Origin of the sequence: Flavonifractor sp. An9 (genome assembly GCF_002161245.1) — a bacterium.
Taxonomy (GTDB): domain Bacteria; phylum Bacillota; class Clostridia; order Oscillospirales; family Oscillospiraceae; genus Flavonifractor; species Flavonifractor avicola.
The window spans coordinates 1-25429 of record NZ_NFHC01000012.1; the positions used below are offsets into that span (position 1 = coordinate 1).

The window sequence follows — 25429 nt, forward strand, 5'->3', positions numbered from 1 at the left end:
TGGCCCGTTGGTCAAGCGGTTAAGACGGCGGCCTCTCACGCCGCAAACGTGGGTTCGATTCCCGCACGGGTCACCAAACCTGCGCCTTTAGCTCAGCTGGTAGAGCAACTGATCTCAACCTGCGGTTGAGATCGGGATATGATTTCAGTCCTGTCCGCGGAGCGGACAGATGACAAAGAGTCAGTTGCTCCGTCAGCGTCCGCGCGAGGCAATGCAAGAACCACCCCAGATGCGCCTTTAGCTCAGCTGGTAGAGCAACTGACTCTTAATCAGTGGGTCCCCGGTTCGAATCCGTGAAGGCGCACCAATCTCTATGGAGCGTCTGAGGGCGCTCCATAGAGAGCCCTTAAAAATTGAGTGCTTATCGTTGAGAAGAACGGTAAGGAGAAGAAAGTTATTGAAGTTTCTTTTGCTTACTTTTCTTTTCAAAGAAAAGTAAGTTGGTGTTGATTGCGGTGAGGGTCCACCCGTTCCCATCCCGAACACGGAAGTTAAGCTCACCTGCGCCGAAAATACTTGTCTGGAGACGGACCGGGAAGATAGGTAACGCCAACACAAAGAGCGGACAGCTTAGGCTGTCCGCTCTTTGCTTTACAAAAAATCAGCAGCCGTCATAGACAGCTGCTGATATAGGTACTGACATCAAAGGAATCTAGGCTGCTGTCCTTCCGCAGGTACAGGGGATGGTGGGGATGTCCCTTTTTGGAGCGGGCACCGGCGGAATACCAACAGGCGCCCAAATCGTTCCCAATCTCCACCATGTCCCGCAGGCAGTCGGCCAGATAGCTGCGCTTCTCAATGATCGCGCCCCAGGCGGCCCAGACGGCAGGTGTGCCGGTTTTAGTCTGCTCCAGGGCCCAGCGGAAGGCCGCCATATTTTCCTGGTGCAGGGCGGGATTGCATACCTTCTCCATATCATCAGGGCGTGTAGCCCGCTGGGCGTATACATTGAACATGATAAAGCTGTCATAGCCATTGCCCAAAGCGATGCGCTCCACCGATTTCAGGGTGTTGTCTAGATCGTTGGGCGCGGCGGTGGAGGGATTGATGCCCACGCAGATCAGCGGACGGCTGCCCCGGATGCCCAGGATGTAACGGTAGTCGCAGTAGCGGTTGGGGACGTAGAGCCAGCGGTCCACGTCATAATCGGCCTGAGGCAGCAGAGCCTCCTCCAAGGCCAGGGAAAAGGACTGGATGTCCTGCTGGGCGGTGTCGCAGGTGGGAATATGCATATCAAAACCTCCTGAGGAAGAACGGCTTGTGAGGCGCGTCGCTCCATGGTATACTCACCCTATCAGGATACAGGCAGGAGAAACAGAATGCAATACCGAAGTGTGAAAAAGGGAATCTTCCAGGCCAGACCCAACCGCTTTATCGCCCATGTGGAGGTGGACGGCAGGCTGGAGGTAGTCCATGTGAAAAATACTGGCCGCTGCCGGGAACTTTTGGTTCCGGGGGCCACGGTCTATCTGGAGGAGAGCGGCAACCCGGCCCGCAAGACCAGATATGATCTGATCGCCGTGGAAAAGGGGCGGCTGCTGGTCAATATGGACGCTCAGGCCCCCAACAAGGTGTTTCAGGAGTGGGCGGAGGGGGGCGGCTTTCTGTCTGGCCTGACCCTCCTGCGGCCGGAGACCACCTGGGGTAGCTCCCGCTTCGACTTCTACTGGGAGGCGGGAGAGCGCCGGGGCTTTGTGGAGGTCAAAGGGGTCACCCTAGAGGAGAACGGCCACGCCCGCTTTCCCGATGCGCCCACGGAGCGTGGGGTCAAGCACCTGGAGGAGCTGATCCGCTGCCAGGCAGAGGGCTACGAGGCGGCTGTCTGCTTTGTGATCCAGATGGCGGGAATGAAGGATTTTGCCCCCAATGATGTGACCCATCCGGCCTTCGGCGCGGCGCTGCGGAAGGCCGCCGGGGCAGGTGTCCAGGTGCTGGCCCGGGGATGCAGCGTCACGCCGGATACGCTGACCATCGCGGAACCGGTAAAGGTATGCCTCTGAAATGAAAGTATTATATTAAAAACTTGCAAAAATGAATATTGTAAGTAGAAAAATTTCTGAATTATTTCCAAATGTGCAAGAACAATCTTGACGGATGCAGAAAAAGAGCATACACTGCATCCATCAAGCAGAGACGCTCGTTTCGCCGAGGAAGGCGAAGCGGGCGTTTTTGTTTTCAGGGAGGAATGAGTGTATGTATTCGTCAGTGAACACGATCTGGGTGCTGTTGGGCGCCGCGCTGGTCTTTTTCATGCAGGCCGGCTTTGCCATGTGTGAGGCGGGATTTACCCGGGCCAAAAACACGGGCAATATTTTGATGAAGAACCTGATGGATTTCTGCATCGGCACACCCATCTTCTGGATGCTGGGCTTCGGCCTGATGTTCGGAAGCGCGGGGGCGTTGGTAGGTGGCTTTGATCCCTTCGTACGGGGCGACTATTCCGCCATCCTGCCGGAGGGGGTCCCCTTCTTCGCCTTCTTCATTTTCCAGACGGTGTTTTGCGCCACCGCCGCTACCATCGTATCGGGCGCTATGGCAGAGCGCACCAAGTTTATTTCCTACTGCATCTATTCTCTGTTGATCTCCGCTGTGGTCTATCCCATCTCCGGCCACTGGATCTGGGGCGGCGGCTGGCTGTCCCAGCTGGGCTTCCATGACTTTGCCGGCTCCACCGCGGTGCATATGGTGGGTGGCGTGGCTTCCCTCATCGGCGCCAAGATCCTGGGGCCCCGCATCGGCAAGTATGACAGGAACGGCAAGCCCCGGGCCATTCTGGGACACAACCTCTCCATCGCTGCGCTGGGTGTGTTTGTGCTGTGGTTCTGCTGGTTTGGATTCAATGGCTGCTCTACCGTGTCCATGACCGGGGACGACACCCTGGTGGCCGCCGGCAGCATCTTCGTCACCACCAATATGTCGGCTGCTGTGGCTTGCGTGACCACCATGCTCTTTACCTGGATCCGCTTCAAGAAGCCGGACGTCTCCATGACCTTCAACGCCGCTCTGGGCGGCCTGGTGGCCATCACCGCCGGCTGTGACATGGTATCTGTGGAGGGTGCGGCCATCATCGGTATCTGTGCCGGCATCGTGCTTCCCCTGGCGGTGGAATTCTTTGATAAGGTGGCCAAGATCGACGATCCTGTGGGCGCCATTTCGGTCCACGGTGTGTGCGGCGCTATGGGCACCCTGCTTACCGGCCTGCTGGCGGTGGACGGCGGCCTGTTCTACGGCGGCGGTCCCAAGTTCTTTCTCACCCAGTGCCTGGGCGTGGTCAGCGTCATTGCCTGGGTGGCGGTGACTATGGTGATCATCTTTATGGTGATCAAGCACACGGTGGGTCTGCGGGCCTCCGCTATTGAGGAGCTGGAGGGCCTGGACATCCACGAGCACGGCCTGCCTACCGCTTATGCTGACTTCAGTCAGTCCACCAGCATGACGGCGGTGGCCAAGCCGGACGCCTATCCGGAGCCCTATGTGGCTGGTGAGAGCCCGGTGCCCGCGCAGGTCCCCGAGCGTGCTCAGCCTGCGGAGCGCACCAAGTCGGAAGCCAAGCTGACCAATGTGACCGTCATCTGCAACCAGTCCAGGTTTGAGGAGTTGAAGAGCGCCATGAACGGCATCGGCGTAACAGGTATGACGGTAACTCAGGTGCTGGGCTGCGGCATCCAGAAGGGCAAGACGGAGTATTACCGCGGCGTGCCCATGACCATGAATCTGCTGCCCAAGGTACAGGTGGAGATTGTGGTATCCAAGGTGCCGGTGGCACAGGTGGTGGATACCGCCAAGCAGGTGCTCCATACCGGTGGGATCGGCGACGGCAAGATCTTCGTCTATGATGTGGAGGATGTGGTCAAGGTCCGTACCGGCGAACACGGATATGACGCCCTCCAGGGCGAGGAGTAATGAGACAGCCCCCCGGACTTGTCAAAGTCCGGGGGGCTGTGGTATATTGGTAGAAATCATCACAGGGAGGAATGGGCATGGAGTCGGCCTATCAAATCTTCGCCGCAGAAATCACAGCCAAAGGGAAGGGCTATCTGGTCATCCAGCACTGCCGGACCGGAGAGCTGGACGAACTGCTGTGCCGGGGCCGACAGGAACTGCTGAGCCTGGGTGCAACGGAACTGCTTGTGACCTCTCGGGACCCCAGTGCACCGTTGGAGGAGGGCTGTCTGGGAGAGTGCCGCCTGGAGTTTGTTCGCGATCTGCTGGAGCTGCAGCGAGATCTGTCCCAGCTGCCCGGCCAGCCCCAGCGCCTCAGCCTGGAGCCCCTGACCCGGGAGCGGGGCGGGGCCTGGCTGGCCCTGCACAACGGATGCTTTTTTGAAATGCCCAATTCGGCTACTTACGGTCCCCGGGATCTGGACCGGGCCCTGGAGGAGGGCCACCGCTGCGGGTTTGCGGTGGTCAACGGGGTGCGAGTCGGGGTGTATGAGCTGGACCTGACCCAGGAGGTGCCGGAGATCGAGGGCATCGCGCTGCAAAAGGATGTCCGTGGACAGGGCCTGGGGCGGGAACTGCTCTGGGGGACTATGGCTCTGTTGGCGGAGGAAGGGTTTGACCGGTGTAAGCTGCTGGTGGCCAGCGACAATGAGAGCGCCTTTTCCCTCTACCGCCGGACGGGCTTCAAGGCGGCGGGTATCCGGAGCAAGTGGTTTCGGATGCTGCCCAACTGAATGGCAAAAGCGGTCGCCGTGCTATGCACGGCGGCCGCTTTTTATGCTGTCAGCGGTTGGCAGAGATCACCTGGTCCCACTGCTCCGCCGTCAGTGGCTGGGAGAGCCGCAGGGAGCAGGTGTGGCTGCCGTCGGTCCACAGAGCCAGCACATAGGACTGTTCTGCGTCCCCCTTCAGGGTAACGGCCAGGCCATCCAGGTCGTAGGAGGTCTGAGCGGCATAGGCGGTGTAATCGCCGGAGTTGTCTTCGGTCCCGGCGGATTTGCGGAAGAGAGCCCATTGGGAGTCACCCTCACAGCGAATTTGAGCCAAGGTATCACCGTAGGCGGTATAGGTGCTCTGCTCCACCAGGAAGGGCAGCGCATTCAGGTCGGATACGGAGAATCCAACCAGATCCGAGAGGGCCTGGGCGGAGGATACTTCCTGGAGATTTGGGACCACAGTGATTGGACCGGATGGGGTCTCCACAGGCTGGGGCGAGGCGATCCGGGGCAGGACCGAGATCCCTGCCAGCACTACGGCCAGACAGGCGGCGGTAGCAAGCGTACGCCGCAGAAGAAGCGGGGTGCGGGAGGAGGGGGCGGGCTGTCCGGCTGATTCCAACTGCTCCAGGATGCGGGACCGCATGGCATCGGTCACTACAAGGTGGGACATGATCTCGTCATATTTCCGGGCCAAAGTCATACGCCTCCTTCAAGATCTCTTTCAGCTGAATGCGGCCTCTGCGCAGATCGGAACGGATGGTGGACTCTTTCCGGCCCAGGATGGACGCGATCTGGGCGGTGGAGCAGCCCTCATGATAGAAAAGGTGGATGGCAGCCCGGGAATGTTGGGGAAGAGCCTTGACGGCCTCCCATACAAAGGAGAGGTCCTCCCGCTGTTCCGCGGCCAGCGTGTCCCGCAGCTCATCGGCGGAGCGAAGGCGGTTGTACTTCAACCGGTTTTTGCTCAGGTTGGCGGCCACTCGCAGCAGCCAGGCCTTTTCGTGCTGGGGGCTCTCCAGCACAGGAGCGGTACGCAGAAATTGCAGCAGGGTGTCCTGGAGTACCTCCTCGGCGTCACTTTGATTGTGAAGGTAGGAATAGGCCAGACGTAGAATACTGTTGCCATAGGCGTCCAGCATCCGGGCAGCCTGAGCGTTGGCAGTTTGCCGGACGGCCTCCTCCTCCGCCTTCCGGGCAAAGAGCAGTCGAAGAGCGTGCAGGATATGGGCGCGCAGGCCGGGCCGTCTCAGGCGGCAAGCAGCGGTCATTCCCATCGACTCCTCCCCCTTCTGTGGTAATGGAACGCTGGCGTCATGCCACGGATGCCACCAGTGTGAGCATAGCGTCCCGGCTCAGGCCGGCGGCGCTCTGAATGGCATAAGTATAGCCTTCCGTAGTCCAAACCGCAACCTTAACCGTGTCTCCGTCCCCCTTCAGGGTAACCTCTGTTCCGTGAGAGGAAAGGGTGTCCACCTGAGGATAGGCGGTATAGTCGCCGCTGATATCCTCCTGCCCCACCGCCTTACGGATAGTGAGGTTATCTTCACAGAGGACCTGGATCATCTGATCGGGCAGCACAGAGATGTGCTCCGGGGTGCAGCCGTCAGGCAGGGTCAGAGAGAAACCAGCCTGATCCTGGGCCTCCGCCAGCGTGCCGCATTCCACAAAGGGATTGGGGATCTGAGTGGAGGAATCAGTCTGGATGGAGATGGTGCCGCTGTCGCCGGTGATGGCGTCCTCCTGGTTGCCCAGCAGGGCGTCAAAGAGGGCCAGGGGTGCATAGGTAGTACCATTCACCGCATAGGGAGGGCAGCCCAGAGAGAAGGGGGCGCTCATACCCACCATATCTTCCAGACTGGTGGTAATCACATAGCGGTCCACCCCAAGGGTCACATCGGTGTGTACCTTGCCGGTGTCCACCCGGATCTGTTCTCCAGACCAGGTCACGGTGAAGCCCAGCTCTTCCGCCAGAGCACGGAGGGGAACCATCACGCTTCCCCGAATTTCGGTATCGGTGCCGTTGACCTGGATAGCATAGCCAGAGGGAGAGGCGGTCTCGTCCACAGCAACGGGAGCGGCCAGAACAGGCAGACAGAGGGAGCCGGCCAGGGCCAGGGACAGCAGAGTGGGAACAAGCTTTTTCATAGAAATCTTCCTTTCCGGTGAATTGCGGGAGAGCCTTTGCTCTCTCGTTGTGACACCCTAGATACAACTGGGCGAAAGGAAATGTTGCATGAAACGAAAAAATGTCCGCTGCGATAGGCAGCGGACATTTTGGAATATCAGAGTGTGAGCCGGATCTCATCGCCATCTTGGGTGTGGATATCCACCAGAGAGACGCCACGGCACTGTCGCCGCAGCCGCCGCGTCAGGCGGAATACCTCCGCACGCCGGTGAGGGGGAAGCGTCACATAGCGGCGGCAGGCCCACAGGGCAATGGTGAGCCCTGGTTTGCTCAGGATAAGCCAGGTGGGCAGAAGCAGGTGGAGGCGAAAGGCCTTGGTTTTGATGTGCAGACGCATTTATTCCACCACGACTTCCACCAGATCGCCATTGCTGCTCTCTACCTCCACCAGCTTTCCCAGTGCGCCGCCCTCAATGAGGGAGAGAAGGGCGTTCAGGTCCAGCTGACAGAGCCATTCGCTGCCCCGGAATTGAGGCAGGTCCAGGTTGAGCTGAGCGGCAATGCGGACCAATGCCAGGGGCAGATTGACATTGATTTTATCCCCCTCCCCTGTGTGGACCCGGACACGGAGGAACAGCTCCTCTGCGCTTTTCCGAGCCTCCGGGGGAACATACTGCACGTCGGTGCGCTGCCCTCGGATCAGCTCGTCCAGAGACAGGTGGAAGTAGTCGGATAGGGCGGTAAGGACGGAGAGATCGGGGACGCTCAGGTCATTTTCCCACTTGCTCACCGCCTGGGGAGAGACTCCCATCTGAGCGGCCAGTTCCTCCTGAGTCAGGCCGTCCCGCTTCCGAAGGGCGCTGATGCGCCCGCCGATGGTCTGGTTCATAGGTATCCTCTTTTCTGCGTGTGGTTTTCACAGGATGTATTATAGAGTGTTTCCGCAGAAAAGGGAAGGTAACGGCGGTTGGAACTTGCAACCAGCGGTAGAACAGCAGTACAACGAGCGGTTGAGAACGGTTAGGGTGTCTGCTCCCACCGGCAGCCACGGGCCTGCCCTGTGATGGTGCCCAGGCAGTCCAGGTGATCTTCCTCCGACACCTGAAGATCAGGATAAGCCAGACTGGGGGCCAGCAGCCGGGTGACGCCCCTGCGGCGGCAGAGCCGCCGGAGCAGGACTTCCTGATTATAGAGGTATATACCATATTCCTGCGCGGTAGGGGGGCGTTGGGCACACAACAGAACGGCGCCGGAGGGATAGACCGGTTCCATGCTGCCATCGCTGAGAAGCACGGCAAAGTCCGCCTCCCGAGCGGCGGCGTCAACCTCCGGGATCAGAATGGCCCGGACCGGCGGGGCATCGGTGGAGCCGGTGGTGTAGCAGAAGGTACGCTTCACCGATACGGTCCCGATGGATTTGACGCAGGCCGCACTCATCAGGGCCAACATGACCCCAGCAGTCCGCCGCCGTTGGGGCTCCAGCCGCCGCAGCGCCAGCAGCAGGCGGAGCTCCTCGGGGGAGAGCAGGACCACGCCGTCCTGGCTGTTGGCGGTGACGCAGCATTCCGGGGGCAGCTCGTCGTCCAGCAGATATCGGATGGGTACCCGCAGTACACGGGTGATCCGATCAATAGGCCCTATCGCCGGATTTTTCGTCTGTCCCGACAGAATTTTATTCAGCGTACCAAGAGGCACACCGGACAGACGGGAGATATCCTCCGACGTCAAGTGGCGCAGTTTTTTTACATAGGCCAGCTTTTCCACCATCAGAGACATGGGCGCACCTCCAGAGAACCCCCAACCGAATGCGGTCAAAACCTCCCGGTCAGTGGACAAAATAGTCTGTTGGCATTGACAATTTATGCAGAATACATTATATAGAATATGCAGAGGGACGAAAATACAAGATATAGACACAGAGGGGAGCGGATGTGGAAAATTACCGTAACAAACAGTATAATACCTTTTGATAGGGAAAAAGAGCGAAATATGTCGTGAAACCATGAAATCATAACCAAAAGCAGAGAAAATGAGGAGAGAGGAAACCATGAGTAATTGTCGTATAAAGTACCATGTATATCTGGACAGGGCTTCCCGCCCTCAGATGTATGGGATCCGGAGCCACAACGGAATCTGTGTCGGACGCATTTCCACCGACTTTCAGGAGGTCAACCGGCTGGCAGAATGCTGCAATAGTGCGGGGCTGTCTCCGGTCCATCTTGCTGATGTTGTGGAAGATTTTCGGCGCTCCTGAATGGGAGAAAATAGGTCCAGATACTTGACCGCCGCACTGGAATCAGGTAAACTGAGACCGGCAAACGGCAATCGAGTGAAGCAGAGTAAAAAGCCACCCGCCAGGGTGGCTTTTTCGTCGTGTTCAAAGGGGGAAAAGAAGCATGGAGCAAACACAGAAAAAATGCGCCCTGTTCCGCTTCTGGAAGCGGGAGCCGGTGCTGTGTATTGCCGCAGTGTGCGCGGCGGCCTCCATTTTACTCAATCCGCCGTCGGCGGACTATCTCAATTATATTGACTGGCGGGTGCTGAGCCTGCTGTTCTGTCTGATGGCGGTGGTGGCTGGCTTGCAGGAGTGCGGCGTGTTCGCGGTGCTGGCTCAGCGGCTGCTGGCCGGCGAACGGAGAATGCGGTTTGTGACCCTGGCACTGGTGCTGCTGCCCTTCTTTGTGTCCATGCTGGTGACCAACGATGTGGCCCTCATTACATTTGTGCCCTTTGCGGTGCTGGTGCTTGGACTGATTGGCAGAACGGAGCGGCTGATTTATATTGTGGTGCTCCAGACCATTGCCGCCAATCTGGGCAGCATGGCTACTCCGGTAGGCAACCCTCAGAATCTGTATATCTATGCCAACTATGAGCTGACCGCCGGTCAGTTCTTTGCCACCATGGTGCCCCTCACCCTGATTAGCCTGGTGGGGCTGGTCATTGCGGCCCTGTGTGTCAAGCCGGAGGGGATCCGGGTCACCTTTTCGGAAAAGGCCTCCATTCGCAGTCCTGGACGGTTGGGATTGATGGCAGGATTGTTTGTGCTGTGCCTGCTGTCGGTGTTCCGGGTGCTGCCCTATCCGGCCCTGCTGGCCGTGGTGGCGGCGGGTATGCTGATCTTTGACCGGCCTCTGTTCCGCAAGGTGGACTACGGCCTGCTGGCCACCTTCTTCTGCTTCTTCCTTTTTGCAGGCAATGTGGGAGCCTGTGCTCCCGTGCGGGAGGCGCTGACGGCGGTAATGGCGCAGAACACAGCTCTGGCCTCCGGCATTACCAGTCAGGTCATCAGCAACGTGCCGGCGGCGGTACTGCTGTCCAACTTTACCACCGACTGGCACGGGCTGCTCATCGGCACCAACATTGGCGGCCTTGGAACACCCATTGCATCTCTGGCCAGCCTGATCTCCATGAAGGCCTATCTCAAGTCCCCCGGCGCCCGGGCCGGCCGCTACCTGCTGGTGTTTACCCTGGCCAATGTGGCAGCCCTTGCCATTTTGACGGGCAGCGTGGTGCTGATGGGGCTGATTTTCCCCGGATAAGCGGATTTTGAACCCAATATAAGCGGATTATAGCTTGTATTTGATCAAAGAACATAGTATAATAATATACTGCTTCTTTTGCGTATTGCGGCGGGCCGGGGATCACCGGCAGCCTTGTTGGCCGGATCACCGGACCCGGCCCATATTCGATTAGAGAGGGTTCGGCATGACATGAATCGTACGTTGGAACATATCCTTCCCCGGGTGCAGAAGCCTGCACGCTATACCGGCGGCGAGTATAACGCGGTGGTGAAGGACCGGCGCCAAGTGGATGTGCGCTATGCACTCTGCTTCCCGGATACCTATGAGATCGGAATGTCCAATCTGGGTATGCGTATCCTTTATGGAGTTATGAACCAGATGGACGGCGTTTGGTGCGAGCGGGTGTTCGCACCCTGGGGCGATATGGAGGAGGAGATGCGCCGGGAGGGCATCCTGCTCTATGGCCTGGAGAGCGGCGACTCCATCGCAGACTTTGACCTGATTGGGTTCTCCCTGGGCTATGAGATGGCATATACCAATGTGCTTAATATGCTGGATCTGGCCGGACTGCCCCTGCGCTCCGAGGAGCGCTACGGTCTGTCTCCCATTGTGATCGCCGGCGGCACCTGCGCCTACAACCCGGAGCCCCTGGCCCCCTTCGTGGACATCTTTGTGCTGGGCGAGGGCGAGGACGTGAGCGTAGAGATCATTCAGCTCTACCGCAAGGCCCGGGAGGAGTGCTGGAGCAAGGATGAATTCCTGGCTGCCGCTGCTCAGATCCCCGGCCTGTATGTGCCCTCCCTGTATGAGGTGTCCTACCGTCCTGACGGCACTCTGGAGCAGGTTGTTTCCCATGAGGGCGCCCCTGCGGTGGTGACCAAGCGGATCGTCCAGGATTTTGACAAGAGTTACTTCCCGGTGAAGACCATTGTGCCCTCCACCGAGATCGTCCATGACCGGGTGATGCTGGAGCTGTTCCGGGGCTGTATCCGGGGCTGCCGGTTCTGTCAGGCGGGCTATGCCTACCGGCCGGTCCGGTCCCGTGACCCGGAGATCCTGCTGAAGCAGGGCATTGAGGCTTGTAAGGACTCCGGCTATCAGGAGATGACGTTGTCCTCCCTGTCTACCAGCGATTACCGGCCTCTGGAGCACCTGTGCGACGGGCTGCTGGACTGGTGTGAGCCCAACCGGGTGTCCCTGTCCCTGCCCTCCCTGCGGGCGGATAACTTCTCTCTGGGACTGATGGAGCGGGTGCAGCACGTCCGTAAGTCGGGCCTTACCTTTGCACCTGAGGCGGGCACCCAGCGCCTGCGGGACGCCATCAACAAGAACGTCACTGAGGAGGACCTGCTTCGGTCCTGCCGCACTGCCTTCTCCGGCGGCTGGTCCAGCGTAAAGCTCTACTTCATGCTGGGTCTGCCCACCGAAACTGACGAGGATGTGCTGGGTATTGCCGACCTGGCGGAGAAGGTCTACAAGACCTGGAAGGAGGTCACCCCCAACCCCAAGCGGGGTGTGACCATCACAGTGTCTACTGCCTGGTTTGTGCCCAAGCCCCACACCGCCTTCCAGTGGGAACCTCAGATCACCATGGAGGAGTATCAGCGGCGGGTCAAGCTGCTGCGGGAGCATATGCGGGGCCGGTCCATCAAGTACAACTGGCACGACTCCCAGACCAGCTTCCTGGAGGCGGTCTTTGCCCGGGGCGACCGGAAGGTGGCTGACGTCATTGAGACCGCCTGGCGGCAGGGCGCCAAGTTTGACGCCTGGAGCGAGTATTTTGACTTTGACCGCTGGCTGGCCGCCTTTGAGGCCTGCGGCGTGGACCCCGCTTTCTATGCCAACCGTACCCGTGAGAAGGACGAGCTGCTGCCCTGGGATGTGACCAGCGTGGGCGTGACCAAGAACTTTCTGTGGCGGGAGCGGGAGCGGGCCTATGAGGCTGTCATCACCCCCGACTGCCGGGTCCAGTGCACCGGCTGCGGTGCCAATAAGCTCTATCCGGGAGGAAAATGTGATGCATAGACTGGCATTTACCAAGGCGGACACCGCCAAATTCATTTCCCACCTGGATCTGATGCGTACCTTCCAGCGGTCCTTCCTGCGGGCGGGTATCCATATCAAGCATACCGAGGGCTTCAATCCCCACGCATTCGTTTCCATCCCCCTGCCCCTGTCGGTAGGCTACTCCAGTAGCTGTGAGGTGCTGGAGTGTCAGGTGCTGGACACGCCTCTGGAGGAAGTTCCCCAGCGCATGAACGCCGCCCTGCCCGCTGGTATCACTGTCCAGCGGTGCTATGAGGGTGTGCGCCCGGTGAAGGAGCTGTACTATGTCAACTATATCGTCACCCTGGAGTATGAGGCTGGCGCCCCCTTCGGGGCGGAATCCGCTATCCGGGGCCTGCTGAGCCGGGACAGCCTGGTGATGGAGAAAAAGAGCAAAAAGGCCAAGTCCGGCAAGGTGGAGGTAGACTTGATCCCCCTTATTGCCAAAGCGACCGTGGAGGAGCGGAGGGATACCATCGCGCTGGACCTGATCCTGAAGGCCCAGAATCCGGGCCTGAATCCGGAACTCATTGTGTCGGCTATCCGCACCTACTGTCCCGACGCTGCCCCCGATTATGCGGTGTTTCACCGCCGGGCGGTGCTGGATGAGAGATTCCAGAACTGGGAATAATTAAATCAAAAGGAAAACGGACTTTTCGCCTTTGGGCGGAAGGTCCGTTTTTGATGGGAAACGAGCGCTCATTTTTGAAGAATCGATAATTGACAAGGGCAGAGGGGAGGGCTACAATGAGGCCTGTTGTACCGGCAGGACTGTGCCGGTGTGGAAATCCCTGAAGCGAGGCGAGCGTAGCGATGAAAATACTGTGTCAATTCGGCGTTATTTTTGGGGTATGCTGGGTAAGCCAGATCCTGGAACAGCTGCTGCCCATTCCTTTCCCGGCCAGCGTAATCGGCATGGTGCTGCTTTTTGCGCTGTTGGCCACCGGCGTACTGAAGCTGGAGCACGTTCGGGAAAAGGCCGACTTCCTGCTGGCTAACATGGCCTTCTTTTTCCTGCCCGCCGGGGTCAGCGTCATGAACTACTTTGACGTATTGAGCAGTGCGTTGGTACCCCTGCTGGTGATCTGTCTGGTGACCACGGTGCTGGTGTTTGGAGCCACCGCTCTGAGCATCAAGCTGACTCTGCGGCTGATGGGAAGGGGGAAGAGCCATGGTTGAGTGGACCAATTCCCCTTTCTTCGGGGTGGCGCTGAGTGTGCTGGCCTTCTGGGTCGGGGTGAAGATCCAGAAAAAGACGGGGCTGGTGGTGTGCAATCCGCTGCTCATCGGCGTGATTCTGGTGATCGGACTGCTGCTGGCTCTGGGGATTCCCTACGAGAATTACGACCAGGGAGGCAGCCTTATCAATCTCTTCCTCTCTCCTGCCACTGCCTGTCTGGCGGTGGCCATCTACAGCAAAGTTCAGCTGCTGAAGGAGAATTGGCTGCCCATTCTGGTGGGCTGCGTGGTGGGCTCCCTGGTGTCCATGGGGAGCATCCTGGGGCTGTGCCGCCTCTTTGGGCTGGATGATGCTATGACGGCCTCTCTGCTGCCCAAGTCGGTGACTACCCCCATTGCGGTCAGCGTGGCCCAGGCTCACGGCGGCATTCCCTCTATTACCGTGGTGGCGGTGATCCTCACCGGTATCCTGGGCAGCATCCTGGCCCCCCTGCTGATCCGCCTGTTCCGGGTGAAGGACCCCATTGCCGCGGGCCTGGCCATCGGGGCCTGCTCCCATGCGGTGGGTACTTCCAAGGCTCTGGAACTGGGCGAGACCGAAGGTGCCATGAGCGGTCTGGCCATCGGGGTATGCGGCCTTGTGACCGTGCTCTTTTCTCTGATTCTGCTATAAAAAAAGATCGGGCGCATTGCGCCCGATCTTTTTTTACAGATCGATGGGGTCCACATCCACGGGATGGGTCTTGCGGTACTCCTTGGTCCACTGGGACAGCTGGAAGATGGTCCACAGATCGGACACGCCGGCATACAGCAGTACGATGCCGATGACCCGGAAGAGGGCAGCCTCAGCCAGCAGGGGGTGGAACACCACAAAGATGCCCAGGCCGGCGGAAACCAAAGAGAGGATCAGGTTGATATTCCAATGGGAGTAATCCATCCGCTGCAGCTCCAGGGTGCGCTTGACGCTGAGCAGAGCGTCAATGGCGATATACAGGCCCAGGATCACAGGAATAACGCCCTGAATCAGCGGGGGATAGATGACCATGACAGCGCCGATGGCGGCAGCCACGATGCCCAGGAACAGTCCCAGGAAAGCGCTTCCCTTCCGGTCCTCGCTGCGGTAGAAGCCCACAATGGCAAAGATACCGTAGAGCAGCAGAATGGCGCCGAAGGCATAGCAGATGATATCCATGACAATGGTGGGCCACAGGATGAGTACGATGCCCAGAATCAGGTAGAGGATGGAGAGAAAGACAAAGCTGACCGTCATATTTTTCAGACGTTCTTTCATAATAAGACCACCTTTCTCCAGTGTTACAGGCTTGGGGCCTGCCAGCCCTTGCATACATCGATCCAGCCGACGCTGTTGGACAGCTGGGCCAGCTCGTCACAGTTGAGCCTGACGGCGGAGGCTGCGTTGCCGGCGGCGGGGTAGATGGTGTCAAACCGCTGAAGGGAGATGTCCAGATAGGTGACGGTGTTGGGGTGGGTGATGCCAAAGGGACACACGCCGCCGATCTGATGGCCGGTAAAGGTTTCCACCTGCTCCGGAGTCAGCATAGTGGCCTTGTGGTGGAACTGAGCCTTGAATTTGGCATTGTCGATCTTGGCGTCACCGGCGCAGACGATGAGCACGGCGCCGTCCTCATGAACGAAGGAAAGGGTTTTTGCAATGCGGGCGGGCTCGCAGCCTACGGCCTGGGCGGCCAGCTCGACAGTGGCGCTGGACACGTCAAACTCCCGGATACGGTCCTCGTAGCCCCGCTGGCGCAGATAAGTGCGGCACACTTCAATGGACATTTTACTTGCCTTCTTTCTTGGCCTCAGCCTTGGCCAGGAACCGGTCAGCCTGAATCATGAAGCGCTGATGCTCTCCCTTGCCGATGGGACCGGCCTCGTCAAAGGCGGCCACGGTATAGGTGAGCTTGCGGCCCTCCACAGCGGTGACCTCTGCCTCGGCCCACACCTTCATACCCACAGGGGTGGCGGCGTCATGGCTGACGTTGAGCAGGGTGCCTACGGTACCCTGCCCCTCTTCCAGCTGGGCCTGCACCGCATTGACGGCGGCGTTCTCCATCAGGGCGATCATGGAAGGGGTGGCGAACACAGGGACCAGACCGCTGCCCACGGCGGCAGCTGTATTTTCAGGGGTGACCACGGTTTCGGCCCGGCCCTTCATACCTACAGTAATGGACATATGCGCGACTCCTTTTTTCTAAAATCAATTCGTGCGTGTACTATTTTACATCAATCCCCAGCATAAGGCAAGCAGAAAGCCGCACATTGCTGTGCGGCTTTCCGGAGATGAGATTTAGTTGGAGGCCAGCATGAGACGGGTCCACTCGGAGTCGTAGAGGGCCAGGGTCTCGGCGGGCAGGTTCTTGAAGCTCTCACACTTGGAGAGAATGCTCTCATCGGGGTAAGCGTAGGGATCACCGGACACCTCGGGGTCCAGCTCCTCACGGACGGAGAGCAGGGGGGAGGAGTACCAGATCTCCTCACAGTTCTTCAGACCAGCGGCGGTGGAGCACATATAGTTGATGAAGATCTCGGCGTTCTCCTTGTTCTCGGCGTTCTTGGGGATGCACATGGCGTCCACATACAGGTTGGTGCCCTCCTCAGGCAGGCAGAAGGCCAGATCGGGGTTGATCTCCTGCATGGTCAGGAAGTCGCCGTAGTAGTAGGCGCCGATGGCGGCAGAGCCACCCTGCATCTTCTCAAAGATCTCGTCCATGACGTAGGACTGGACCAGGGGCTTCTGCTGAATGAGCAGGTCCACGGCCTCCTTAATCTGAGCCTCGTCGGTGGTGTTGTAGGAGTAGCCCAGGTACTTCAGGGCCACGCCGATGGCGTCCCGGGAGTTGTTGAACATGAGGATCTGACCGGCATAGTTCTCATCGAACATGGTGCCCCAGCTGGTGGGGGCCTCCTCCACCATGGTGGTGTTGTAGATGATGCCCAGCAGGCCCCACATGTAGGGCACGCTGTACAGGTTCTCCGGGTCGTAGTCCGGGTTCTTCAGAGCGGGATCGATGTCCGCAAAGTTGGGAATGTTGTCGAAGTTCAAAGGCTCCAGCATATCCTCTTCGATCATACGGGAGATCATATAGTCGGAAGGGATGACCACGTCGTAGCTGGCACCGTCGTTTTTGAGCATACCGTACATGGACTCGTTGCTCTCGAAGGTGTCGTACACGACCTCAATACCGGTCTCGGCGGTGAAGTCCTCCAGCACGGACTCGTCAATATAGACGCCCCAGTTGTAGACGTTGACGACGCCCTTGTCGGCGGCGCCAGGTTCGTTGGCATCACCGGAGTTGGTGCCACCGCAGCCGGCCAGAACCAGACTGAGGGAGAGTGCGGAGGCGGTCAGAAGTGCGAGAGACTTTTTCAATTTCTTTCTTTATCCCCTTTCGGAAATGATGATTATAACAGCCCGGAGGGCGTGTTACCAGACAGCGGGCTTACCGGCCCGGGTTGAGCTTGGCCTTCCGGCGGGCGGCAGCGTTCTCCTGGCGCACCTGTCGGATGTTGACGGTCAACAGCAATGCAAACACACAGATAAACATGAGGGTGGACAGGGCGTTGATCTCGGGAGTCACCGGCTTTTTCACCGCGGTGTAGATCTCCACCGCCAGAGTGGTGACGCCGGAGCCCTTGGTGAAGTAGCTGATCACAAAGTCGTCGATGGACATGGTGAAGGCGATGATCAGGCCGTTGAGCACGCCGGGCATGATCTCAGGCAGGATGACTTTGCGGAAGGCGTAGAAGCCGGAGGCGCCCAAGTCCTGGGCCGCCTCATATACGTTGGGGTCCAGCTGCCGCAGTCGGGGCATCACCGACAAGATCACATAGGGTGCGTTGAAGGTGATGTGGGCCAGAAGCAGGGTGCCGAAGCCGGTGCGCCAGCGGACACCCAGCCACTGGCTGAGGAAGCTGTCGTTAAACACACCGATGGCGAACACGAAGAGCAGCATCATGGACACGCCGGTGATGATGTCCGCGTTGGTCAGGGGAATGTTGTTGATGGACATACACACACTGCGGGAGCGGCGGCGCATACTGTAGAAACCGATGGCGGCTGCGGTGCCCAGAATGGTGGCAATGAAGGCAGCCAGCACCGATAGGATAATGGTGGTCCGCAGGGCCCCCAGCAGGCGGGTGTTATGGAACAGCTCTACATACCAGTCCAGGGAGAAGCCGCCCCAAACCCGGTTGCTCTTGGTGGCGTTGAAGGAAAAGATGATGAGCAGGATGATGGGGGCGTATAGGAAAACATACACCAGCAGGGTAAATACCCGGGAGGGAATCCGATGCTTTCTCACAGCACAGCCACCCCCTCTTCACCTTCGCCGAAGCGGTTCATAATGGCCATCAGGATCAGCACGATCACCATCATCACCAGGGCGATGGCGGAGCCCAGATGGGGGTTGTAGGCGTTGCCCAAAAACTGCATTTCGATCAGGTCGCCCAGCAGCAGGGTCTTGCCGCCGCCCAGCAGGCGGGACAGGGCAAAGGTGGACACCGAGGGAATGAACACCATGGTCACACCGGAGAGCACGCCGGGGAGGGACAGGGGGAAGATGACCTTCCGGAACACCATGGAGCTGCTGGCGCCCAGGTCCTGGGCGGCCTCGATGACCTTGGGGTCAATCTTGTCGATGACCGAGAAGATGGGCAGCACCATAAAGGGCAGGAAGTTGTACACCATGCCCAGCACAATGGCGCCCTGGGTATTGATCATGTGGAAACAGGTCAGATTGGTGCCGAAGATGGCGTTCCACAGATCGAAAAAGCCGATGGCCGACAGGAACTGATTGATGAGGCCGTTGTCGTCCAGGATGGACATCCAGGCGTAGGTCCGCAGCAGGAAGTTCATCCACATAGGCAGCATGATAAGCATCATGGCTACCTTGCGTACCATCAGCTTTTCCCGGGACAGGAAGTAGGCCAGGGGGTAGCCGATGAGGATGCAGATGGCGGTAGCCACAAAGGCCAGGACAAAGGAGTTGCGGAAGGCGGGGACGTAGGTCCCCATGTTGCTGAAGTTGTCCAGGGTAATGCTGCCGTCCTGACCGGTAAAGGCAAACACCACCACCAGAATGAGGGGGGCCACCACGAAGATGGCCATCCAAACCACATAGGGCGCGGCCAGCCACTTATTCTTCATCGTCGCTGTCCTCCTCCAGCCGGTCCTCGTTGAGCTCGTCATACTCGGAGGAGTAGGAGCTGTAGTCGCCGAAGGTGCCGGAGTATTGGCTCTTCTTCATGATATGGAAGCCGTCGGGGTCGATCTTCACCCCAATCTTTGCCCCCACAGGGGAGTAGTCGGTGGTCTGGATGAGCCACTTGAAGCCCCGGAAATCCACGATGATGTCGTAGTGGATGCCTTTGAAGGTGACCTCGGTGACGGTGCCGGTGAGCTGGCCCTCGGCCTCGGGCACGATGTCGATGTCCTCGGGGCGGATGACCACGTCCACCGCCTCGCCGGGGGCGAAGCCCTTGTCCAGGCATTTGAACTTCCGGCCGTACATTCCAACCACATAGTCCTCGTGCATGATGCCGTCGATGATGTTGGACTCACCGATGAAGTCGGCCACAAAGGCGTTCTTGGGCTCGTTATAGATGTCCTCGGGGGTGCCGATCTGTTGAATCTTGCCCTCGTTCATCACCACGATGGTGTCCGACATGGTGAGGGCCTCTTCCTGATCGTGGGTGACATAGATAAAGGTAATGCCCACCTGCTGCTGGATGCGCTTGAGCTCGATCTGCATATCCTTACGCAGCTTCAGGTCCAGGGCGCCCAGAGGTTCGTCCAGCAGCAGAACCTGGGGGCGGTTGACGATGGCCCGGGCAATGGCGACGCGCTGCTGCTGGCCGCCGGAGAGAGAGTTCACCGACCGCTTGCCGTAGCCGGCCAGGTTGACCAGGGCCAGAGCCTCCTCCACCCGCTCCTTGATCTCGGACTCAGGGACCTTGATCATCTTTTTGGGGTCCTTGGGATCGGGCACTTTGTTGACCCGCAGGCCGAAGGCCACGTTTTCAAAGATGTTCATGTGGGTGAACAGGGCGTATTTCTGAAAGACGGTGTTGACCTTCCGCTTGTGAGGGGGAACGTCATTAATCCTCACGCCGTCAAAATACACGTCGCCGGAGGTAGGCTTCTGAAAGCCGCCAATGATACGAAGCGTCGTGGTTTTGCCGCACCCGGAGGGACCGAGCAGCGTGAGGAACTCCTTGTCATTGATATAAAGGTTGATGTGGTCCAAAATGACGTCGTCGTCAAATTTCATGAAGCAATCCGACAGGCGGATCAGTTCCTTGGACATTTATCCTCCCCCATTTCTAAACGGTAGTAAAGGGCGTACCCAAACCGGCGGTTGGGTACGCCCTTATGACGAAACAAATATATATGGAATTGCGAAAAATGTCAATAATAAAACCGCTTTTTTTTCAGGGATTTTACGGCCGCTAACTTTGATGCCGAGTATGGTGGCAACAAAGTTATCAGAGGATTATCATATGAGGTGAATAAAAGGGACATAGGCAGCTCTTTTGCTGTTAAAACAGATTGAACGGCCTGGGACAAACAGGTATAATAGAAGCTGAAAAAAACTTTTTTATGTGGCTGGAGCGGCAAAGATCCGGGGGATGGTAACTGTGAAAGAATGCTATCATGATAAAAAACGGATTATTGCCTGTTTTGCCAGTGTGATGTGCGGAATACTCATCCTGACCGGCGTATGGTGGGGGAGCCACGCCCAGGCATTCCGGGTCTTGCTGGAGCAGCTGCCGACGGCCGACGGCTGCGGAATGCAGTTTTATGTGAGCGATGAGGACGGAAAACGGGAGCGGAGGACCATTGACGATCCGCAGGACCGCGCGGCGGTACTGGCCGAGGTGGAACGGTTGGATTTTTCCAGGCCCAGGCTGTCAGACGATCTGTGGGACGCGGCGGAATATTATAGCTGCTTCTGGATAGAGATCTATGGGACGTCGTACCTTCTGGAGCTTCAGATCCCATTGGACGATCCGCAGCAGGCCCTTATCCGGGCCGACGGAAAGGCGTTCCATGTGGAGGGCGGCGAGGCGTTTTTGACGGCCCTGGAAGGCTGGTTGTACGAGTAGAGAGATGGAAACAAACAGTCTGCGGCGCCCTGACCGGGCGCCGCAGACGATTTTCTATTCTTATTCCCCAAAATATTCCGCCACAAAGTCCACGTTTTCCACCGTGAACACCTTACCTCTTAAATACTCCAGAAGTCCCGCGTCGGTGGGGAAGGTAAACTCCAGCTTGTAGGAGTACAGGGCCTGGAAGGAGCGGCCGTACTGCTTGTTGTCCCGCTCCCGGCCGTACTTGCCGTCCCCCAGCAGAGGGTGACCGGCGGCGGCGAACTGGGCGCGAATCTGGTGGGTGCGTCCGGTTAAAAGCTCGCACTCCACCAGGGACAGTCCCCGGTTGACCTTTAAAGTCTTATATAAGGTAGCGGCGCTCTTGCCGCCGGGCACCGGCTTGTGGAACACCTTCACCTGGGCGCGGCTCTCATCCTTCAGCAAAAAGCCCTCCAGCTTGCCCTGAGGCGGGGCCATGCGCCCGTGGATGATGGCCAGGTAGAACTTGGCGATCTCCCGATCCTTGATCTTCTGGTTGAGGATCCGCAGGGTCTCGGCGTTCTTGGCCGCCATAACGATGCCGCCGGTGTTCCGGTCGATGCGGTTGCACAGGGCGGGGGTGAAGGAGTGCTCGTCCCGGGGATTCCACTCCTTCTTTTGATAAAGGTAGGCCTGGATGTGGGTAATGAGGGTGTTGACCTTCTCGCGCTCGTCGGCGTGGCACAGCAGGCCGGGCCGCTTGTTGAGGAGCATCAGGTTCTCATCCTCATATACGATGTCCAGCTTGGGCTTGAACACCGCCAGGAAAGCATTATCTTCCCGGGGCTGGTCAAAGAACTCATCGTTGATGTATAATTGCAGCAGGTCCCCCACCTGGAGCCGCACATCCCGGGCGGAGCCCTTGCCGTTGACCTTCACTCGCTTGAGGCGGATGTATTTCTGAGCCAGGGGAGCGGGGAGGAGAGGCAAGGTCTTGCCCAGCCACCGGTCCAGCCGCTGCCCGGCGTCATTTTTTCCAATGGTAAATTCCCTCATAGTGACCTCCAGTACGTCAGAGACGTATCTTTTAAGCAGTCCCTATTATACTGAACAGGCTGCCCCAGCGCAAGTGGGGCGGGGATTTGGCCTGAAAAAAGTGGTAGAAAAAAGTTGAAAAAAAGATTTGACAACCGGAAGTATTTTCGCTATAATATTCCGCGTACCGTTATGAGGAGGGTATTATGCGCTTTCATCTGAAGGAGATACTTCACGTACCGGGCGCGTCTCTGCCCTTTGAGTCCCAGTTGGACCTGTCGGACTTGGATTTCTATGGGGAGCGGCCCTTTGCCCATCCCATCGTGATCCATGGGACGGTACGCAATATGGCGGGTGCGCTTATGCTGGAAGGAAGCGCGGACACCACCCTGGAACTGGTGTGTGACCGCTGCCTGAAGCCCTTCCGTCAGGAGTTGCGTCTGCCCGTCAGCACTCTGCTGGCAGAGACCCTGGAGGATGAGGAGAACGACGAGATCGTGCTTCTGGAAGACGGCGCCGTGGATCTGGACGAGGTGTTCACCACGGCTTTGGTGCTGTCTATGGATTCCAAGCACGTCTGCTCGGAGGACTGCAAAGGCCTGTGTGCCACTTGCGGCGCCAACCTGAACGAGGGCCCCTGCGGATGCAGAAAAGAGATCGATCCACGTTTGGCTGCACTTGCGCAGCTGTTGGATAAAGATGAGTAAGATTTGCCCGGCCAGGGCATGAACCTAAGGAGGTGTCATAGATGGCAGTCCCTAAGAGTAAAGTGTCCAAGCAGCGCCGGAATAAGCGCCGCAGCTCCGTGTGGAAGCTGGAGACTCCCGGCGTCACCACCTGCCCCAAGTGCGGTGCGTTCCGTCTGCCCCACCGGATGTGCAAGAGCTGCATGAGCTACAATGGCCATGAGCTGGGCAAGGTGGAAACCGCTGAGGCGAAGTAAATAGCCGAAAAAGAACGAGGGGAGACAAGCCCCTCTTTCTTTTTGCCCGGAAATCGGGTAAAATGAAGTGAAATGCCCTATATACCATAGGATCCCGGGAAGGAGCGTGCCCATGAGCCTGACAAAAATTGCATCGGTGGACCCCCACAGTCCGGCCCGAAAGGCGGGGGTGCGCCCGGGGGAAACCCTGACCCACATCAACGGCCATCCCATTGTAGATGTGCTGGACTATAAGTTCTACGCCTACGACCCCAAGCTGGAGCTGACCCTGACAGAGCCGGAGGGAGGCAGCCGTACCCTCCGCATCCGCAAGGCGGAGGGAGAGGATTTGGGGCTGAATTTTGAGACCTACCTCATGGACCGGGCCCGTTCTTGCGCCAACAAGTGCATCTTCTGCTTTGTGGATCAGATGCCCCCCGGAATGCGGGATACCCTTTATTTTAAGGATGACGATGCCAGACTGTCCTTTTTGATGGGCAACTATATGACCCTCACCAACCTGTCCAAGCGGGAAATTCAGCGGATCATCGATCTGCGGATCAGCCCCATCAATATCTCGGTCCACGCCACCGATCCCGAACTGCGCACCGCCATGCTGAAAAACCCCCGGGCGGGGGAGTGCCTGGACATCATGTCCCGGTTTGCCCAGGCAGGGATCGAGATGAACTGCCAGGTGGTGGCCTGCCCTGGCATCAATGACGGCTCCGCTCTGGCCCGTACCATGGAGGACCTGGGCCGGCTCTATCCTGCGGTGACCAGCGTGGCGGTGGTGCCGGTAGGTGTGACCAAGTTCCGGGAGGGACTGTGCAGCATCGAGCCCTATACCAAGGAACAGGCTGCTGCGCTGATCGACCAGGTGGAGGATTTTGCTGCCCGCTTTATGGAGAAAAAGGGTACCAATCTGGTGTGGTGCTCCGATGAGTTTTACCTCATTGCCGGACGGGCGCTGCCGGGGAAGGCTTATTATGAGGATATGGACCAGCTGGAAAACGGTGTGGGAATGCTGCGGCTGCTCCTCCATCAGGCCTCCATGGCCCTGGAGGAGGAAGAGCCGGAAGAGACGGAGCCCTTTTCCATTGCCACCGGCCTGTCCGCCGCCCCCTTTGTGCAGGAAATTGTTGACAACGCCCGGAATCAGTGTGGTAATATAAAAGGAACGGTCTATCCTATTATCAATCGTTTCTTTGGGGAGACCATCACGGTCTCCGGCCTGATCACCGGAACCGACCTGATCGAGCAGCTCAACGGCAAGGATTTGGGCAAGCGGCTGCTCATCCCGGATAATATGCTCCGGGCAGGAGAGCAGGTATTTCTGGACGACGTGACCGTGGAGCAGGTGGAGCAGGCTCTGGGCGTGACTGTGGTCCCGGTGCCTGCCGACAGCGGCTTTGACCTGGCGGATGCCATCCTGGGCCGGGAAGTAACAGCCCAATGCCCCGTTCTCCCACCGGAGGCGGAGTATTATCGATATAACCCGTAAAGGGAGGGAAAACTACCATGAAACCCTTAATTGCCATCGTGGGACGGCCCAACGTGGGCAAGTCCATGCTCTTTAATAAGCTGGTGGGCCAGCGGCTGTCCATTGTGGAGGACACCCCCGGCGTCACCCGGGACCGGCTGTATGCCGAGGCCGAGTGGCTCAACCGGAAGTTTGACCTGGTAGATACCGGCGGTATCGAGCCGGGCACCGACAGCGAGATCCTGGCCTTTATGCGCCAGCAGGCGGAGATCGCCATCCAGAACGCCACCGTTATTATCTTCCTGTGTGACGTCAAGACCGGCCTCACCGCCTCTGACCAGGAAGTGGCCAATATGCTGCTGCGCTCCGGCAAGCCGGTGGTGCTGGCGGTGAACAAGATGGACCAGGTGGGCCACACCAACCCGGACATCTACGAATTCTATAACCTGGGTCTGGGCGATCCCATCGCCGTGTCCGCCGTCCACGGCCACGGTACCGGTGATCTGCTGGACGAGTGCTTCAAGTACTTCCCCCCGGAGGACGAGGAGGAAGAGGACGACGACGTCATCAAGGTAGCCATTATCGGCAAGCCAAACGTGGGCAAGTCTTCCCTGGTCAACCGGATTTTGGGGGAGAAGCGGGTCATCGTCAGCGACATGGCAGGCACCACCCGGGACGCGGTGGACAGCTACTTTGAGAACCAGAAGGGCAAGTACCTGCTCATCGACACCGCCGGAATGCGGAAGAAGTCCAAGGTGGACGATCCCATTGAAAAGTTCTCCGTGCTCCGGGCCACCATGGCCATCGAGCGGGCCGATGTGTGCCTCATCCTGATCGACGCCAACGAGGGTGTGACTGAACAGGATACCAAGGTGGCCGGTCTGGCCCATGAGGCGGGCAAGGCCTGTATCATCGTGGTCAACAAGTGGGACTCCATCGAGAAGGACGACAAGACCATGGACCGGATGCGCCAGGATGTGCGCCGGGACCTGTCCTATATGACCTATGCTCCCATCGTCTTTATCTCCGCCCTGACCGGCCAGCGGGTGGACCGGCTCTTTGACCTCATCAACTATGTCAATGACCAGGCCTCCCTGCGGATCACCACCGGTATGCTCAACTCGGTGCTGGCTGACGCCACCGCTCGGGTGCAGCCCCCCACGGACAAGGGCCGCCGACTGAAGATCTACTATATGACCCAAATCGGCATCAAGCCTCCCCACTTCGTCTGCTTCTGCAACGATGCCAAGCTCTTCCACTTCTCTTACCAGCGCTATCTGGAAAATCAGATCCGCTCTACCTTCGGACTGGAGGGCACGCCGGTGCGGCTCACCATCCGGCAGAAGAGCGACAAGGAGGGGTAAGTCC

29 protein-coding genes, 2 tRNA genes and 1 rRNA gene are annotated in these 25429 nt (G+C 58.5%); 17 read left to right on the top strand and 15 right to left on the bottom strand.

Annotated features, from left to right (window positions below):
- The first annotated feature begins 1 nt into the window (after position 1).
- From B5G40_RS09015 to rrf, 3 genes are all read left to right on the top strand, one after another.
- A tRNA-Glu gene (locus B5G40_RS09015) sits at positions 2–76 on the top strand.
- Positions 77–231: 155 nt separating this feature from the next.
- A tRNA-Lys gene (locus B5G40_RS09020) sits at positions 232–307 on the top strand.
- 132 nt (positions 308–439) lie between these two features.
- Positions 440–555 (top strand): 5S ribosomal RNA (gene rrf / locus B5G40_RS09025).
- Positions 556–611: 56 nt separating this feature from the next.
- On the opposite strand, the gene B5G40_RS09030 is transcribed toward rrf, so the two are convergent.
- Positions 612–1232, bottom strand: coding sequence for a DUF1643 domain-containing protein (locus tag B5G40_RS09030; RefSeq protein WP_087399399.1), 621 nt, complete (start codon positions 1230–1232; stop codon positions 612–614).
- 87 nt (positions 1233–1319) lie between these two features.
- Between B5G40_RS09030 and sfsA the strand changes: the two genes are divergently transcribed.
- The 3 genes from sfsA to B5G40_RS09045 all read left to right on the top strand — a co-directional run bounded on the left by sfsA (position 1320) and on the right by B5G40_RS09045 (position 4676).
- Complete coding sequence (gene sfsA / locus B5G40_RS09035; protein WP_087399400.1) at positions 1320–2000, top strand: DNA/RNA nuclease SfsA; 681 nt, start codon at positions 1320–1322, stop codon at positions 1998–2000.
- Between the two features lie 193 nt (positions 2001–2193).
- Positions 2194–3903 carry an ammonium transporter gene (locus B5G40_RS09040; protein ID WP_087399401.1) on the top strand — a complete coding sequence of 570 codons (1710 nt, stop codon included), beginning with the start codon at positions 2194–2196 and terminating at the stop codon, positions 3901–3903.
- Between the two features lie 77 nt (positions 3904–3980).
- Complete coding sequence (locus tag B5G40_RS09045; protein WP_158099509.1) at positions 3981–4676, top strand: GNAT family N-acetyltransferase; 696 nt, start codon at positions 3981–3983, stop codon at positions 4674–4676.
- Between the two features lie 49 nt (positions 4677–4725).
- On the opposite strand, the gene B5G40_RS09050 is transcribed toward B5G40_RS09045, so the two are convergent.
- The 6 genes from B5G40_RS09050 to B5G40_RS09075 form a co-directional block, all read right to left on the bottom strand.
- Positions 4726–5355: a hypothetical protein gene (locus B5G40_RS09050; RefSeq protein WP_087399403.1), complete on the bottom strand. Its 630-nt coding sequence runs from the start codon at positions 5353–5355 to the stop codon at positions 4726–4728.
- The gene (locus B5G40_RS09055; RefSeq protein WP_087399404.1) at positions 5339–5929 is read right to left on the bottom strand and encodes an RNA polymerase sigma factor; all 591 of its coding nucleotides are present in this window, start codon (positions 5927–5929) and stop codon (positions 5339–5341) included. The genes B5G40_RS09050 and B5G40_RS09055 overlap by 17 nt, the downstream gene beginning before the upstream one ends.
- A gap of 43 nt (positions 5930–5972) precedes the next feature.
- The gene (locus B5G40_RS09060; protein WP_087399405.1) at positions 5973–6806 is read right to left on the bottom strand and encodes a stalk domain-containing protein; all 834 of its coding nucleotides are present in this window, start codon (positions 6804–6806) and stop codon (positions 5973–5975) included.
- A 137-nt stretch (positions 6807–6943) separates the two neighbouring features.
- Entirely contained in the window at positions 6944–7183 is a 240-nt protein-coding gene (locus B5G40_RS09065) for a hypothetical protein (protein ID WP_087399406.1), read from the bottom strand.
- Positions 7184–7675 (bottom strand): helix-turn-helix domain-containing protein, encoded by a 492-nt coding sequence (locus tag B5G40_RS09070; RefSeq protein WP_087399407.1) that lies wholly within the window; start codon positions 7673–7675, stop codon positions 7184–7186.
- Between the two features lie 131 nt (positions 7676–7806).
- On the bottom strand, positions 7807–8562 hold the full coding sequence (locus B5G40_RS09075) for an XRE family transcriptional regulator (protein ID WP_087399408.1): 756 nt from the start codon (positions 8560–8562) through the stop codon (positions 7807–7809).
- Positions 8563–8815: 253 nt separating this feature from the next.
- Here B5G40_RS09075 and B5G40_RS17335 point away from each other — a divergent pair, with 253 nt between their 5' ends.
- From B5G40_RS17335 to B5G40_RS09105, 6 genes are all read left to right on the top strand, one after another.
- Positions 8816–9040 carry a DUF6514 family protein gene (locus B5G40_RS17335; protein WP_255396453.1) on the top strand — a complete coding sequence of 75 codons (225 nt, stop codon included), beginning with the start codon at positions 8816–8818 and terminating at the stop codon, positions 9038–9040.
- Between the two features lie 142 nt (positions 9041–9182).
- The gene (locus tag B5G40_RS09085) at positions 9183–10325 is read left to right on the top strand and encodes an SLC13 family permease (protein WP_087399409.1); all 1143 of its coding nucleotides are present in this window, start codon (positions 9183–9185) and stop codon (positions 10323–10325) included.
- 171 nt (positions 10326–10496) lie between these two features.
- On the top strand, positions 10497–12332 hold the full coding sequence (locus B5G40_RS09090) for a TIGR03960 family B12-binding radical SAM protein (RefSeq protein ID WP_087399410.1): 1836 nt from the start codon (positions 10497–10499) through the stop codon (positions 12330–12332).
- Complete coding sequence (locus tag B5G40_RS09095; protein ID WP_087399411.1) at positions 12325–12984, top strand: TIGR03936 family radical SAM-associated protein; 660 nt, start codon at positions 12325–12327, stop codon at positions 12982–12984. The genes B5G40_RS09090 and B5G40_RS09095 overlap by 8 nt, the downstream gene beginning before the upstream one ends.
- 182 nt (positions 12985–13166) lie before the next feature.
- The gene (locus B5G40_RS09100; protein WP_087267058.1) at positions 13167–13532 is read left to right on the top strand and encodes a CidA/LrgA family protein; all 366 of its coding nucleotides are present in this window, start codon (positions 13167–13169) and stop codon (positions 13530–13532) included.
- Positions 13525–14205, top strand: a complete 681-nt coding sequence (locus B5G40_RS09105; RefSeq protein ID WP_087399412.1) for an LrgB family protein — start codon at positions 13525–13527, stop codon at positions 14203–14205. Before B5G40_RS09100 ends, B5G40_RS09105 begins: the two co-directional genes overlap by 8 nt.
- 33 nt (positions 14206–14238) lie before the next feature.
- Here the strand turns inward: B5G40_RS09105 and B5G40_RS09110 are convergent, their stop codons facing one another.
- The 7 genes from B5G40_RS09110 to B5G40_RS09140 form a co-directional block, all read right to left on the bottom strand.
- On the bottom strand, positions 14239–14823 hold the full coding sequence (locus tag B5G40_RS09110; RefSeq protein ID WP_087267054.1) for an HdeD family acid-resistance protein: 585 nt from the start codon (positions 14821–14823) through the stop codon (positions 14239–14241).
- A gap of 23 nt (positions 14824–14846) precedes the next feature.
- The gene (locus B5G40_RS09115; RefSeq protein WP_087399413.1) at positions 14847–15332 is read right to left on the bottom strand and encodes a YbaK/EbsC family protein; all 486 of its coding nucleotides are present in this window, start codon (positions 15330–15332) and stop codon (positions 14847–14849) included.
- 1 nt (position 15333) lies between these two features.
- The gene (locus B5G40_RS09120; protein WP_087399414.1) at positions 15334–15729 is read right to left on the bottom strand and encodes a thioesterase family protein; all 396 of its coding nucleotides are present in this window, start codon (positions 15727–15729) and stop codon (positions 15334–15336) included.
- A 114-nt stretch (positions 15730–15843) separates the two neighbouring features.
- A complete protein-coding gene (locus B5G40_RS09125) occupies positions 15844–16926 on the bottom strand; it encodes an ABC transporter substrate-binding protein (RefSeq protein WP_087399415.1) in 1083 nt (360 codons plus the stop codon).
- A 70-nt stretch (positions 16927–16996) separates the two neighbouring features.
- A complete protein-coding gene (locus B5G40_RS09130; RefSeq protein WP_087399416.1) occupies positions 16997–17857 on the bottom strand; it encodes an ABC transporter permease in 861 nt (286 codons plus the stop codon).
- Positions 17854–18702, bottom strand: a complete 849-nt coding sequence (locus B5G40_RS09135; protein WP_087388425.1) for an ABC transporter permease — start codon at positions 18700–18702, stop codon at positions 17854–17856. Before B5G40_RS09135 ends, B5G40_RS09130 begins: the two co-directional genes overlap by 4 nt.
- Positions 18692–19861, bottom strand: coding sequence for an ABC transporter ATP-binding protein (locus tag B5G40_RS09140; protein WP_087189156.1), 1170 nt, complete (start codon positions 19859–19861; stop codon positions 18692–18694). The genes B5G40_RS09135 and B5G40_RS09140 overlap by 11 nt, the downstream gene beginning before the upstream one ends.
- A gap of 385 nt (positions 19862–20246) precedes the next feature.
- Here B5G40_RS09140 and B5G40_RS09145 point away from each other — a divergent pair, with 385 nt between their 5' ends.
- A complete protein-coding gene (locus B5G40_RS09145; protein ID WP_143383397.1) occupies positions 20247–20660 on the top strand; it encodes a hypothetical protein in 414 nt (137 codons plus the stop codon).
- A 60-nt stretch (positions 20661–20720) separates the two neighbouring features.
- Here B5G40_RS09145 and B5G40_RS09150 read toward each other — a convergent pair whose 3' ends face one another.
- Positions 20721–21680, bottom strand: a complete 960-nt coding sequence (locus tag B5G40_RS09150; RefSeq protein ID WP_087399418.1) for an RluA family pseudouridine synthase — start codon at positions 21678–21680, stop codon at positions 20721–20723.
- Positions 21681–21865: 185 nt separating this feature from the next.
- On the opposite strand from B5G40_RS09150, the gene B5G40_RS09155 reads away from it, so the two are divergent.
- The 4 genes from B5G40_RS09155 to der all read left to right on the top strand — a co-directional run bounded on the left by B5G40_RS09155 (position 21866) and on the right by der (position 25425).
- Complete coding sequence (locus B5G40_RS09155) at positions 21866–22366, top strand: YceD family protein (RefSeq protein WP_087399419.1); 501 nt, start codon at positions 21866–21868, stop codon at positions 22364–22366.
- Positions 22367–22407: 41 nt separating this feature from the next.
- Positions 22408–22602, top strand: coding sequence for a 50S ribosomal protein L32 (rpmF, locus tag B5G40_RS09160; RefSeq protein ID WP_087189152.1), 195 nt, complete (start codon positions 22408–22410; stop codon positions 22600–22602).
- Positions 22603–22714: 112 nt separating this feature from the next.
- Complete coding sequence (locus B5G40_RS09165; protein WP_087267029.1) at positions 22715–24082, top strand: DUF512 domain-containing protein; 1368 nt, start codon at positions 22715–22717, stop codon at positions 24080–24082.
- Positions 24083–24099: 17 nt separating this feature from the next.
- The gene (gene der, locus B5G40_RS09170) at positions 24100–25425 is read left to right on the top strand and encodes a ribosome biogenesis GTPase Der (RefSeq protein WP_087189150.1); all 1326 of its coding nucleotides are present in this window, start codon (positions 24100–24102) and stop codon (positions 25423–25425) included.
- Positions 25426–25429 lie beyond the last annotated feature (4 nt).